A 12433-nucleotide genomic window follows, 5' to 3' on the forward strand; every position below is an offset into this window, starting at 1 on the left:
TGACCGCTGACACACCCTCGTCGGCTTCGGTGTGGGGGCGCGGACACCGATGTGGTCGCACTGTCGAGGACAGCGCGACCACGGCGACTGGACCGGTGCGCTCAGCCGCAGGCTATCGGGCCGAAGTCATACGAGCCTGCCCAGTCTTCCCAGCCCCAGACATTGATGCAGGTGTTACGGGCGGACACATAGACCGGTCCCGCGAAATACCGGTAAGGCCCGTTGACGTCGTAGGAGGTGTCCCCGTAGCGCAGCTCCCGCAGTTTGACGCTGACTTCGGACAGTTTTCCGTAGCTGTAGTTCGTCGTCGACTTTTGCGTGAAGGCGCAGTTCTTGCCGTTGCCGGCGTTGTAGCCGATCTTCACGTATGCGACGGTGCCCCACCCGTCGGCGGTCTTGTTGTAGCCGGAAAGGGCGATGCTTCGCACTTCTTTGTAGCCGCTGCCGCAGACACCTGGCACCGAGTAGGCGGCGGCGGCGTTGGCCGGACTCATGAGGGACAGAGTTCCGACAGTGGTGACGGTGAGTGCTGACAATGACAGCACAGTTCGGCGCAGAGCCGTCTTCATACGTGCCCCCCAGGGGTTTTCCTTGCGCGGATACAGGAGATCGGTCCGCGCGCTGGCTTCCGCCATCCGGGGAACGGTACCAAGAATGATCAAGAGAGCGACATCACGGGTCGGCAACGAAAACGGTTGCACTTAACGGCCGGCCGAACGGTGCTTACCTACTTTGGTGTTGTGCCGTCCTCTTGGGGCCGACCCGATCCTTTGTCGTGGCTTTGAGGTAGATCATGGTCGCGTATTGTGATCGTTTCGCATTGGTCCAACGAAATTCCCGTGCTGCCGGGGACCAATGCGGACCTGCCGCTCGCCGCCGCCTCGGCGAGGACGGCGGGCGGGGTGTGGTCGAGCAGCAGCACGAAGTGCAAGGCGAACGGCTTCCTGTCCTCGTGCGGGACCCCGTCGGCGTCGAGTTGCAGGTTGGCCTTCCAGGCCGCCTGGCAGAGCACCGAGACGAGCAGGCCCAGGAACTCCGCACCGGCCAACCCGTCGGCGTCGTCGACGAGGACGGCGACGTCCCGCTCGCCGTGCCCGGGGCCGTGCCAATCGTGCAGGCAGTCCACGAGCGCGTCCCAGTTGTGGCCGAAGTAACCGGGGAAGGACAATTCCCGGGCGAAGGCGCGGAACAGTGAAGCCGGGTCGAGCAGTTCTCGACCGTCCAGTCGGAAGACGAGCCCGCCCTGTTCTTGGAGCGCCGCCGTTTCGGAGGCCACCCACGAATCGTCACCAGAGGTGAAGACGACCCAGGGCGGCCTGCGCTCGGTGAGGGTCGGGGCGCTCATGCCGAGGATTCTGACACGGCATGGCTTGGGCAAAGCGGCGCGAGGGGCCTGCGCCTGCCACGGCTCACGTTGCTGGATCAGGCGCTCTGGCGTTCGGCCCGCTGCCGCGCCAGCTCCTCGACCGCGCTGGGCAGCGTGGTCTCGAAGTCGATGAGCTTCACCCAGGTCGGCGTGACGACGATGCGGACCATGCCGTCGTAGAGGGAGCGGACCTCGGCCTCCCACTCGACGCGCTGCTCGGGCGTCATGTCGTAGCTGCCGTTCATCTGGAGGTATTCGTCCGGGATGCCGTCGACGACGTCGAGCTCGGCGCGCCCCCGGATGAGCAGGATCTTCGGCGGGTGCACCTCGGTGTCGATCGTGAGGGCCACCATCGGGTTCTCGCGCAGGTGCGCCAGCTTCGGGGCGTTCCTGCTGGTGCACATGACGATCTCCGAGCCGTTCCACGTGAAGGCGATCGGCACGTTGCGCGGCGTGCCGTCCTTGGCCACGTAGGCCAGCCGCGTCACATCACGCGCCAGCAGCTCCTGGCTGTACGGCCGGTTGAGGATCTCGGTGATCTCGTGCTGCTCCATGGTCGTCGCTCCTGTCTCGGTGCCGTCGAGCGCCCGTTCTCGGCCGCTCGTGCCCCTGGGACGGAGCCACCCCCACGTTCTCGACATCCCCGACACCGAGATCTCGAACTTTTCATGGCGTGTCGTAGATGGTGACGGAGATGCCGGGGTCGGTGAGCTCGCTGATGACGAGCGGTTCGATGCGGTCCCATCGCCCGCCGGCCAGGCCGCAGCCGATGCGAGGCATATGGACGGTCGCTTCGAGCTCGATGGCGTGTGCGGCCAGCTGGTGGAGGCACTTCCGCACCGCCTGGTAGCGGATCGGCGGCCCGGAACTCCGGCTGGTCTTGACGCCGTGCTGGCCGATCATGTTGGCGACCCAGATGTCGGGCCGGACCTGGACGAGCTGGACCGCGCCCAGCCCGAAGTCGTTGGCGGCGCGGTCGCGGTGCCAGCGCCGGTAGGCGGCTTCGGGCTCCGGCCAGCGTCGGGATATCGCCAGGACGAATCCCTTGCCCCAACCACCCCTGTTGTTGCAGACGTGCGCGATGACCTTGGGTCCTGCGGCCTGGGGGGAGGTCGCGTCGCCCTGGAGGTAGCGGATCTGCGCCATGATCGTCACGATATCCGCGCACAGTGACAGATCGGCTGGTCAGGGCACGCGCGCGTTCGAGCGCCTTGGCGTACGACCAGTACTGTTCGCGGATGGGATGCTGGACCGCCTATCTCGTCCGCCTGGAAGACGGCTCCCACTGGGAGTTGGACGAGAAGTACGGCCGGTGGCACCTCACGGGGGCCGACGACCGCAGCGGCCTCGTGGAAAGGATCCGGGCCGACGGCAGGCTCGTCGACGGAGCCCCGAAGACGGCACGGTCCTGCCAGGGCATCGCCCTGGACATGACCACGCGCCGGTACCGGTTCTACGGCTGCGCGTTGACCATGCCGCCCGCGGGTGCCAGCCACCGCGAGAGCATGGCCCTGCGCCAGGCGGCCACGCCGGGCTGGGAGGACTGGGACGTCGCCTACGCCTGGGGCGGAGACGAGGAACTGCGCCGCCTGATCTTCCCCGGACTCCCGCCCGAACCGGCGAGGGCCGAGGCCGTAGAGGTGAACCCGGCCGCTCGCGACTACTGGTTTGTCGACTGGGACCCGGACACCCGCCAGATCACGGTCCGCCACCACGAACTGATCGCAGACGCCCTCGCCGACGCATCCTGCCTCGTCAGCGTCATCGAAGCCGACGCGGCCCTCACGCACTGGCAACTGTCCAACACGATCGTCCCGCTGCTGGCGCATCACGGGGAGTCTCTTCTGGGCGCCCTGGCCGCCGAGGCGCCTTTTCCCTTGGCCGCCGAGGACGCCGTGACCGACGGCGCGGTCATCGACCTGCGCGCCCGTCGCCTGCGCTATTGGACCACCGCCACCGTCCCGCCGGGGCTCCTCGCGCGTGTGGGGGAGACCTGGCCGGGCTGGAAAGTCGAACGGCTGGCCTGGGGACACCGCGGACACCTCGCCGCCATCGGACGGCACCCCGACGGCCTGAGCATGACGGACGCCGAACTGCGCGAAGCCCGCTGGGACGACGAGCTGATCACCATCAGGAACCGCGCCGCGCTCCCCACCGAACCGCGCCGGCTGCACACACCGAAAGTGCACGTCGTCGACCAATAGTGAAGGCCGCCACCCACCGCGACCGGCCGTCTACCGAACTGCCCAAGGCCGGGGATGCGGCTTCGCAGGGCTGCTTGGCGCGGAGCAAGGGAACTCTTCCGCCCTACTCTGACCCGTGTGACACCGATGCTCACTCGCCGCGCGCTCAACCGCGCCACGCTCGACCGGCAACTGCTGCTGGCCCGTTCGACACTGCCCGTGGTGGAGGCGGTGGAGCATCTGGTGGGTCTCCAGGCGCAGACGCCGCACTCGTGGTACGTGGGCCTGGGCGTACGGCTGGAGGACGTGCGCCCGGAGCAGATCGGGCAGCTGCTCCTCGACCGGCAACTCGTGCGCATCGCGTTGATGCGTTCGACGATCCACCTGGTGAGCGCACGCGACTGCCTGTGGCTGCGCCCGCTGATCCAGCCCGTCCTGGACCGCGACCTGTTCTCCAACCACACCCACGGCGAACCCGTCCAGGGCTTGGACATGGACGAGTTGGTCGCCGCCGCCCGGCCGTTGGTGGAGGAGAAGCCGCGTACGAGCAAGGAACTCGGCGCGCTGCTCGCCGAACACGGCCGGACGGCGGGATGGGGCGACCGGCCCCCGGCGTCGCTCGCGTACGCGGCCCGCAACAGGATGGCGTTGGTGCAGGTGCCGCCCCGGGGTGTGTGGGGGCGAAGCGGGCCCATCGCGCACACGACCGCCGAGGCGTGGCTGGGCCGATCTTTGGCGGCCGACGCGTCCCTTGAGGAGATGGTCCTGCGTTACCTGGCGGCGTTCGGCCCCGCGTCCGTGAAGGACGTGCAGAAGTGGTCAGGGCTGACGCGGTTGCGGGAGGTGGTGAACCGGCTGCGTCCCCGCCTGGCCGTCTTCACCGACGACGACGGGCGTGAACTGTTCGACGTGCCTCACGCTCCCCGGCCCGATCCCGACACCCCCGCGCCGCCGCGTTTTCTGTACGACTTCGACAATCTGCTGCTGTCGCACGCCGACCGCAGCCGCGTCATCACCGACGCCTTCCTCGCGCAGAAGTACGCCACGCGCCGTCCACTGCCCGGCATCGTGCTCCTGGACGGGTTCACCGCCGGTGACTGGCAGCTGCAACGTGAACGGGACACCGCGACGCTGCTCGTCCGACCCTACGAGCAGCTCGCGTCGCGAGACAAGGACGCGCTGGCCGAGGAGGGTGAACGGCTCCTGGCCTTCGCCGCCGCCGACGCCACCACTCACGACATCCGCTTCGAATCCTGAAGTTGGTGATCAGGCTCGCGGGGAGGGCGAAGCCGCAGCGGGCGGCGGTGTCCATCTGGAGCAGCCGGTACTCGGCCGTCCGCGTTTTCGGGAGGGTTAGAGGTCTAGGTCTCCGCGCTTTGCGCGGGTGATGAGCTGGGTGAAGCTTGTGGGGGTGAGGGTGAGGTGGCCGGCGTCGGGCGCCTTGCTGTCTCTGATGCCGCGTCCTTCTGCAAGTGCAGCAACTTCAACACAGTCCTGTCCGCCGTCAGCGCCCGAGCCACTCCGGCTGGATTTTCGCCACACGGGGCTACTCATTTCACGGCCTCCATTAATTCGCGCAAGAGACTCCGGGTCGAGTCTCGCGACAGGGCGTCATCCCCTATCAGTCCGAAGCGTAGTCGGTACTTCCTGATCTTCGCCGGATCGGATACGAGCCGACCACCCTCGACCGCTGCTGACCAGGCATGTTCTTTTCGGCCTACCTCTAGGATCGTGAACGAGCCGTCCACCCCGGCATGTGCGGCTTTGTACTTGGGGAGCGCTCTGACGACCACCCTTCGGCGATGGCTGAGGTCAAGCAAGTGAGCGAGTTGCGCGCGCATGACCTCCGGCCCCCCTACGGGATCTTCGAGAACTGATTGCCGCACGAAGATGCGTAGTTCCGGCGGGTCGACGCGGTTCCAAAGCTCTTGCCGAGCCATGCGGATGGCGACCGCGGCCTCGACGTCCTCCACCACCTGTGCGCCTTCGATCAGCGCACGCGCATACTGTTCGGTCTGGAACAGCGCGTGAATGACTAAGGCGGAGTAGATGCTGATGACGTCGGCCCGCTGCTCGTACTTGGTGTAGGCGTGGAACCAGTTCGGATCATGTGCCGATTCGGCATATCGCCGAAGTCGGGCAAAGTGCCCCCGAGTCCTCCAAATCTGGTCGAGTATTTCTGCCTTCTCTTTCGAGAGATTTGTGGTGCCCGATTCATAGTTCGAAACCGTGGAATCGTCCACCCGTAAGACGTCGGCCAGTTGGGCCTGCGAGAGGTTGCGCTCCAGGCGCCATATCCGCAGGTCACTGGCCAGCCAGTGCCAGGGGTTGTTGTCTGGATCAAGCTTGTCGACCTTCGGCATTCAGGATCCTCAATCTTGGGATTCCTGAACGAAACGCGACAAGCGTAATCGGCGGCGGGAAGGTGGGGCCAGGGTTCAGCGAGAAGGGTGGCCCGGGATGAATGGCATTCGGGACATGCGGGACAAGCTTCCGTCGAAGGCGTCGAATGAGTTCGGGCTTCGGTGGCGGGCTTATCCGGAGAGCGTGTATCTGACGCGGTCGCTGGTGTCGCAGGCGTGTGAGGCGTGGGGGTTGGCGCGGCTCGACTATGTCGGGCGGACGATCATGTCGGAGCTGGCGACGAACGCGGTGGTGCACGCCGTCGAGGGGCATGAGATCCAGGCGTGGGTCACGCTTTTGGACGGTTCCGTCGAGCTCCGGGTGTGGGACCCGTCCCACGCGCCGCCGGTCGTGCCGGACGCCGATGTCGAGGCCGAGGGCGGGCGGGGCCTGATGATGGTGCGGCTCCTGGCGACCGGCGGCTGCGGATACCGGCACGTCAACGGCGGTCGCGGCAAGGTCGTCTGGGCGCGGCTCGCCCTCTAGGACCCCCGCCCGTCCGGCGAGTGGCCGCGCCCGACCCCCCTGGGTGCGGCCGCGCTTCCCCCGCTTCGCCGGACGGGCGGGCTCAACGCCGGCAGGCGCGGGCTTGGTGTCTGAGCCGTCCCTTGCAAACGGACTGCGGTCCGATTAGTATCCACCAATAACCGGACCGCGGTCCTGATTCTTGGAGGGTACTGGCATGACCGCACTCATCACCCGCGACGAGCTCAAGGCAGCGATCGAAGCGGGCACCGTGACCGTCCTCGACACCCTGGGCGGCGAGTACTACGCCAAGCAGCACCTGCCCGGCGCCCTCGAACTGGTCTTGGCCGACGTCAACGCCCAGGTGCCGACCCTGCTGCCCGACCGCGACGCCGCGATCGTCACCTACTGCTCCAACCCGGCGTGCCCCAACAGCGGACAGGTCGCCGATCGGCTCACCGCTCTCGGCTACACCGACGTCCGGAAGTACCGCGAGGGCATCCAGGACTGGGTGGAGGCCGGTCTCCCCACCGAGTCGGCTTGACGTGCCGGGGAGGGCAGAGCCCCCTGCCCTCCCCGGCATCGCACCGCCTCTGCGTGGATCGAGGCCCGGGTGGCGACTGCCTGGCCGTCCCGGAGATGAGTCCCGGTCACGGGAAGCCTGTGACCGGGGCCCGAGCGCCGTTAGTTGCGGTAGCGGAAGACGATCCGGCCGCGCGTCAGGTCGTACGGGGTGAGTTCCACCAGGACGCGGTCCTCCAGGTTGATCTTGATGTAGTTCTGGCGCATCTTGCCGCTGATGTGCGCGAGTACCCGGTGTCCGCCCTCGAGCTCCACGGTGAACATGGCGGCGCGAAGGCACTCGACGACCTTGCCTTCGCGTTCGAGGCCCTGCCTGTTCCTGGTCATCGGACGAGCTCCAGGTTGCTGCTCACCGACCGGGCCCCGACGCCCTCGATCAGTGCCGAGGCCGCCCGGTTGGACTCCTGGACCTCGGCCCAGGCCGCGTCGAATCCGGACTGGTGGAGCGTCCCCAGTGCGTGGGCCAGCAGGGCGCGCGCGATGCCCCGGCGCTGCTCGCCGGCCCGGACCGCGAGCAGCCCGATGCGCGGCCGTCTGACCGTCACCACCCGGATCAGACCCAGGTACCGGTCCGGCGCCGCGGCCACCGCGTACTTCGACGGGTCGACGACGGTGTCGTCCGCGGGGCGGGGAAGCACCTCCGCGGGCATCGACTGCCACCATCCGACGGTCGCCTCGACCTCGTCGCGGATCGCGCGGTCGACCGCCCGCAGCAGGTCCTCGTCCACCTCGCCGGCGGGGACGATCGTCACGCCCGGAGGCGGCAGGGCTCCTCCGAGCCCCGTCGCCCGCGGGTCGGTCGGGACGACGTACTCCCACTCGCGGCGCCGGATCCTGAAACCGGCCCGCCGCCATCGGGCCGTCAGCTCGGCGTCGGCTTCGTCGACCACCGTGTACAGCGGCGCCGGGAGTTCCGCCGGCATCGCCTCGGCGAGCCGGTCGAACGCGGCGTCGTGCCAGGCGTCGATGCTGACGAACAGGCGCCCGTCGGGCCGGTGTTCCGCGTACCCGCGGCCGACCACCAGGTCGTCTTCCAGTGCGTGCCAATGCCTGTCCGCGACGCGCGTGATCTCCACCGCGTTCCCGCTCAGGCCGGGTCTGTAGGGCTTCGTGTTCATCGGAGTCTCCTTCAGGAGTGCCTCGATCTCAGGCGCTCCTGGCGACACCGACTGTCAGCCGCCGGACCGTGACGAGCTGAAGGAGCACCCATGGGTGACAGGGTTCACGGGTACTCACCTCCTGGCGACGTCTGCACGGCCGAGCGCGACGGTATCAGCGCGGCGCCCTCCCGCTCCAACCCTTTTCCACCTCTATGGGCGCCCCGCGTCCTATTCGCGGGCGGCGACCAGTGCCGTGAGGGACGGCCTGGTGGCGGCCATCGCGGTCAGGGCGGCGGCCACGGCGGTGATGGCCAGGGAGGCCGCGGTCAGCAGGCCCAGCAGGCTCCACGGCACGGCGAGGATGTGCACCCCCTGCATCGCCGGGACGAAGCCCGCCAAAGCCCCCGCTGCGACCACGACCCCCAGGGACAGGCCGATGAAGGTGACCGCGGCGGACTCGATGACGGCCATCCGGACGACCTGGGCGCGGGTCAGGCCAGTGGCGCGGGCGACGGCGAACTCGGTGCGGCGCTCGGCGGCGGAGATCACGACGGCGTTGACGACCGCGATGGCGGCGTACAGGCCGGACATGCCCATCAGGACGGACATGATCCCCGTCGTGCCGCGCTGCTGCTCCGCGACCCTGGCATCGGCCCACTGGCGCAGGGTTCGCACCTCGCCGAGCTTGGCGGCGCGGATCCGCGAGGCGACGGCCTGCGGCGACGTGCCGGGCGCGACCTGGACCAGGGTCTCGGTGGGCGCGTCCGCGAGCATCGAGGCGGGAATGAGGTCGCGCGGCACCAGGAAGTTGTCGCTGCCGTTCTCCAGGACTTCCGGTAGGCGCGCGACGATGCGCAGTTCGAGCTTGCGGGAGCCGACCCGTGCCGTGACGTCGCCGTTGCGGACGCCTTCGGCGGCCAGTTGGGGGCCGATCGCGATGGTGCGGCCGTGCAGGGCGTCCAGGGAGCCGGAGCGCAGGGTGAGGCGGTGGGTGCGCCGGTAGGCGGGGGCATCCACGGCGGTGATGCCCGAATAGCGGGTCTGCCGGTAGGAGCGGCCTTCCACGCGGTGCCGGGACGTCACCGACATCTCGACCTGGCTCTGCGGGGACGCCAGGGCGACGCCGGGAACCTGCGGGATCCGGGCGGCGGCGGCCCCGGTCGAGGTGACCACCAGGTCGGCCGCGGTGATCCGTTCGAGGTCCGCGCCGGTGGCCCGGGCCAGCGAGTTCAGCGCGCCGGTCAGGCCGACCAGCAGGCCGACGAGGACGATGACGGGCGCGGCCGTCGAGGCGCTGCGCCGGACGGCGTCGCGCAGGTTCGCCTGCGCCAGTTCACCGAGGACGCCGGCGCGCAGCGCGGTCCCGAGCACGTGGCCGACCAGCGGGACGGCGAGGGGGCTCAGCGCGCTGAGGGCGATCGACCCGAACACCGACACGCCCATCGCGATCAGCAGGACGCCGAGCAGGTCGGCGCCGTGCCCGGCCGTGACCAGCATGACCGTCAGCGCCAGCGAGGACACGCCCGACAGCCAGCGGCCGGCGGTCATCACCCGGGTCGCGCGCGGGGCGTTGCGCAGGGCGTCCAACGGACGGACCCGGGCCGCCCGGTAGGACGCCGACAGCACTCCGAAGACCGCGACGCCGATCCCCACGATCGGCGACACCAGCAGGATCCCGGCGGACCAGTGCGCGGAGAAGCCGTGGGGGAGCAGCCCGATCCGGATCAGCAGCCGGGCTTGGAGCCAGGTGCCCGGCACGCCCAGCAGGATCCCGATGCCGCTTCCCGCCAGCCCCAGCAGGAACGCCTCGCCGAGCAGCAGCCGGACGAGCTGGGGACGGCTCCCGCCGAGCATGCGCAGCAGGGCCAGGTCCTTGCGCCGCTGCTCCACGGCGAAGGCGAACGTCGAGCCCACGATGAACACCGCCAGGAACATCGCCAGCGGCGTGGCCATGCCCAGCAGCGTCGCGGCCCCGACGTACCCCTCCCGGATCTGCTCGGCCGTCCGGTCCGAGGCGCCCGGCGGGATCTTCGGCTCGCCCGTCGAGAGCAGCACGAGCACCGACGACTGGACTAGCGCCACGCCGAGGGAGACGGTCAGCAGTGCCCCGGCGAACAGCGGCCAGCGGTCCCGGACGGTGCTGGCGGAGATGCGCAGCACGGGTCAGCCCTCCAACCGGGTGAGGCGCTCGGCCACCTGGGCGGCGGACGGGCGCATCAGACGGTCGGCGATCCGGCCGTCCGACAGGAACACGACCGCGTCGGCGCTCGCCGCTGCGACCGGGTCGTGGGTGACCATCACGACGGTCTGCCCGGCGGTGTCGACCATGCGGCGCAGCAGCCGCAGGACGGTGCGGGCCGATCCGGTGTCCAGGGCCCCGGTGGGCTCGTCGGCGAACAGCACCGACGGCCGCGTCACCATTGCGCGGGCGATCGCCACCCGCTGCTGCTGCCCGCCCGACAGCTCGCGCGGACGGTGCCGCGCGCGGTCGGCCAGGCCCACGTCCGCGAGGGCGGCCCGGACGTCGTGGCGCGACGGCCGGGCGCCGGCGAGCTTCAGCGGGAGCGCGACGTTCTGCTCGGCGGTGAGCGAGGCAATGAGGTTGAAGTTCTGGAAGACGAACCCCACGGCGCGGCGCCGCAGGCCGGTCAGGGTCGCGTCGGCGGCGTGGGTGACGTCCAGCCCGGCGAGCACGACGCGCCCGGACGTCACCTTGTCGAGGCCCGCGGCGCAGTGCAGCAGGGTCGACTTCCCCGAACCCGAGGGGCCCATCACGGCCGTCCAGGAACCGGCGGGGAAGGTCACGCTGACGTCGGCCAGCGCCTGCACCCGCGCTTCGCCCGTCCCGTAGTGCCTGCTCACCTGGTACAGCTGCACCGGCGCGACCGGAGCGGTGGCGGGCGCGGGACCGGGACCCGTCATCGCGGGACCCCTCATCGCAGTTTCCGCAGGTCGACGCCGCGCGCCAGGGCCTGGTAGCCCGCGTCGTTGGGGTGCAGCCCGTCCTGGTAGACGTACGAGAGGCGGGGACGGTCGGGGTCGGCGGGGTCGGCCATGATGCGGTCGGCGTCCAGAACGGCGTCGTAGGTGCCGCTGGTCCGGATCCAGTGGTTGACGGCGTCGCGGTTCTTCTCCACCTGGGGCGTCCACACCGGGAACAGGGCGCCCTTCATCGGGAGGATGGTCGTCCCGACGACCTTGAGGCCGCGGGCGCGGGCGGCGCGGACCAGTTGCCGCTGGGCGTCGATGACCTGCGCGGCGGTCGCCGGTCCGCCCGGCCGCAGGCACGGGTCGCCGGGGGTCTCGCGGATGTCGTTGGCGCCCAGATGGACGATCACTGCCCGCACGCCGGGACGGTCCAGGACGTCGCGGGCGAACCGGGCGGTGGCCTTCTCCCCGGCGCATGCCGAGTCGTGGCGCAGCCGGTTGCCGCCGATGCCCGCGTTGACGACGCCGAGCGGGCTGCGGGCGGCGGCCAGCCGCTCGGCCAGCGCGTCCGGCAGGCGCGCGTCGGCGCCGGGGGCGGCTCCGACGCCGTCGATGAGCGAGTCCCCGAAGGCGACCACCGTCCCGCCGGTCCCGCCGGTGACGTCCACGCCCGCCAGGTAGTACAGCGCGTCCGTGGAACGGGTGTAGGCGCCGGCGCCCTCGTCGGACAGGTGGTCGCCGGAGGCGCGGTAGGCGGGCTGGGTGGTGAAGCGGTGGAACGTCGCGGGCCCCGTCGCGCCGGTGAACCGCAGCGTGACCGCCAGCTTCTCCAGCGGAACGGTGGCCAGCGGCACCGGATCGCTGACGATGTCGGCGCCCGGCGCCACGGTGGCGGACCGCGTCCCGCCGAACCTCAGCGCCGCCGTGGTGCCCGGCCACGCCTGGGCGCCGCCCGCCGAGCGGGCGACGGCCGCGGCGGCGACCCGCAGCGGACGGGTCCCGTAGAGGTTGGACAGCCGGATCCGCACCTGAGCACCGCCCGTGCTGAGCCGGACGACCTGCCGCAGCGAGTGGTCGCCGAAGCCTTCCACGGACCAGTTCGGGCCCTCGTCCTCGCCGCCGGCGATCGGGCGCTGCATCGCCGCGCCCCAGCTCTGCGACCAGCCCGCGGTCCTGAAGGACGCCGCCTGTGCGGCGGAAGGGGCGGGACGGGGCCAGGCGTATCCGAGCCCGGCGATCAGCGCGGCAGCGGTGACGCCGGCCAAGGGCGCGACGGCCCGTGCGGGGAGCTTTCGTCTCATGCTCCGATCCCACCGCCGGGGCACCGGCGACCGCATCACGGTGGTCCACCAACTTGGAGGTATGCCTAGCACTACCTCCGCGTTCGCGCGGGCCGGGCACGGCGC

The 12433-nt window shown here is 70.2% G+C and carries 15 protein-coding genes; 4 read left to right on the top strand and 11 right to left on the bottom strand.

Annotated features, from left to right (window positions below):
• Positions 1–101: 101 nt before the first annotated feature.
• From AB0C87_RS27610 to AB0C87_RS27625, 4 genes are all read right to left on the bottom strand, one after another.
• Positions 102–635 (bottom strand): hypothetical protein, encoded by a 534-nt coding sequence (locus tag AB0C87_RS27610; protein ID WP_345170986.1) that lies wholly within the window; start codon positions 633–635, stop codon positions 102–104.
• 92 nt (positions 636–727) lie between these two features.
• Positions 728–1345, bottom strand: coding sequence for a barstar family protein (locus AB0C87_RS27615; RefSeq protein WP_353832024.1), 618 nt, complete (start codon positions 1343–1345; stop codon positions 728–730).
• A 77-nt stretch (positions 1346–1422) separates the two neighbouring features.
• On the bottom strand, positions 1423–1920 hold the full coding sequence (locus AB0C87_RS27620; RefSeq protein WP_353832023.1) for a pyridoxamine 5'-phosphate oxidase family protein: 498 nt from the start codon (positions 1918–1920) through the stop codon (positions 1423–1425).
• Between the two features lie 112 nt (positions 1921–2032).
• Complete coding sequence (locus tag AB0C87_RS27625) at positions 2033–2512, bottom strand: macro domain-containing protein (RefSeq protein ID WP_353832022.1); 480 nt, start codon at positions 2510–2512, stop codon at positions 2033–2035.
• A gap of 92 nt (positions 2513–2604) precedes the next feature.
• Here AB0C87_RS27625 and AB0C87_RS27630 point away from each other — a divergent pair, with 92 nt between their 5' ends.
• On the top strand, positions 2605–3570 hold the full coding sequence (locus tag AB0C87_RS27630; protein WP_360580218.1) for a hypothetical protein: 966 nt from the start codon (positions 2605–2607) through the stop codon (positions 3568–3570).
• Positions 3571–3696: 126 nt separating this feature from the next.
• Positions 3697–4806 carry a winged helix DNA-binding domain-containing protein gene (locus AB0C87_RS27635; protein ID WP_360580321.1) on the top strand — a complete coding sequence of 370 codons (1110 nt, stop codon included), beginning with the start codon at positions 3697–3699 and terminating at the stop codon, positions 4804–4806.
• Positions 4807–4902: 96 nt separating this feature from the next.
• Here AB0C87_RS27635 and AB0C87_RS27640 read toward each other — a convergent pair whose 3' ends face one another.
• On the bottom strand, positions 4903–5103 hold the full coding sequence (locus AB0C87_RS27640) for a DUF397 domain-containing protein (protein ID WP_360580220.1): 201 nt from the start codon (positions 5101–5103) through the stop codon (positions 4903–4905).
• Positions 5100–5912: a helix-turn-helix transcriptional regulator gene (locus AB0C87_RS27645; RefSeq protein ID WP_360580222.1), complete on the bottom strand. Its 813-nt coding sequence runs from the start codon at positions 5910–5912 to the stop codon at positions 5100–5102. The genes AB0C87_RS27640 and AB0C87_RS27645 overlap by 4 nt, the downstream gene beginning before the upstream one ends.
• Before the next feature lie 115 nt (positions 5913–6027).
• On the opposite strand from AB0C87_RS27645, the gene AB0C87_RS27650 reads away from it, so the two are divergent.
• Both AB0C87_RS27650 and AB0C87_RS27655 read left to right on the top strand, forming a co-directional pair.
• On the top strand, positions 6028–6438 hold the full coding sequence (locus tag AB0C87_RS27650) for an ATP-binding protein (protein ID WP_360580223.1): 411 nt from the start codon (positions 6028–6030) through the stop codon (positions 6436–6438).
• Positions 6439–6634: 196 nt separating this feature from the next.
• The gene (locus tag AB0C87_RS27655) at positions 6635–6961 is read left to right on the top strand and encodes a rhodanese-like domain-containing protein (RefSeq protein WP_353832011.1); all 327 of its coding nucleotides are present in this window, start codon (positions 6635–6637) and stop codon (positions 6959–6961) included.
• A gap of 140 nt (positions 6962–7101) precedes the next feature.
• Here AB0C87_RS27655 and infA read toward each other — a convergent pair whose 3' ends face one another.
• The 5 genes from infA to AB0C87_RS27680 all read right to left on the bottom strand — a co-directional run bounded on the left by infA (position 7102) and on the right by AB0C87_RS27680 (position 12328).
• Positions 7102–7326, bottom strand: a complete 225-nt coding sequence (gene infA / locus AB0C87_RS27660) for a translation initiation factor IF-1 (RefSeq protein ID WP_353832010.1) — start codon at positions 7324–7326, stop codon at positions 7102–7104.
• Entirely contained in the window at positions 7323–8117 is a 795-nt protein-coding gene (locus AB0C87_RS27665) for a GNAT family N-acetyltransferase (protein WP_345170966.1), read from the bottom strand. Before AB0C87_RS27665 ends, infA begins: the two co-directional genes overlap by 4 nt.
• A 210-nt stretch (positions 8118–8327) precedes the next feature.
• On the bottom strand, positions 8328–10259 hold the full coding sequence (locus AB0C87_RS27670; protein WP_360580227.1) for an ABC transporter permease: 1932 nt from the start codon (positions 10257–10259) through the stop codon (positions 8328–8330).
• Positions 10260–10262: 3 nt separating this feature from the next.
• Positions 10263–11021, bottom strand: coding sequence for an ABC transporter ATP-binding protein (locus AB0C87_RS27675; protein WP_345170961.1), 759 nt, complete (start codon positions 11019–11021; stop codon positions 10263–10265).
• Between the two features lie 11 nt (positions 11022–11032).
• A complete protein-coding gene (locus AB0C87_RS27680; protein WP_345170959.1) occupies positions 11033–12328 on the bottom strand; it encodes an SGNH/GDSL hydrolase family protein in 1296 nt (431 codons plus the stop codon).
• Between the last annotated feature and the right edge of the window lie 105 nt (positions 12329–12433).

Origin of the sequence: Actinomadura sp. NPDC048021 (genome assembly GCF_040653135.1) — a bacterium.
Lineage (GTDB): Bacteria > Actinomycetota > Actinomycetes > Streptosporangiales > Streptosporangiaceae > Spirillospora > Spirillospora verrucosospora.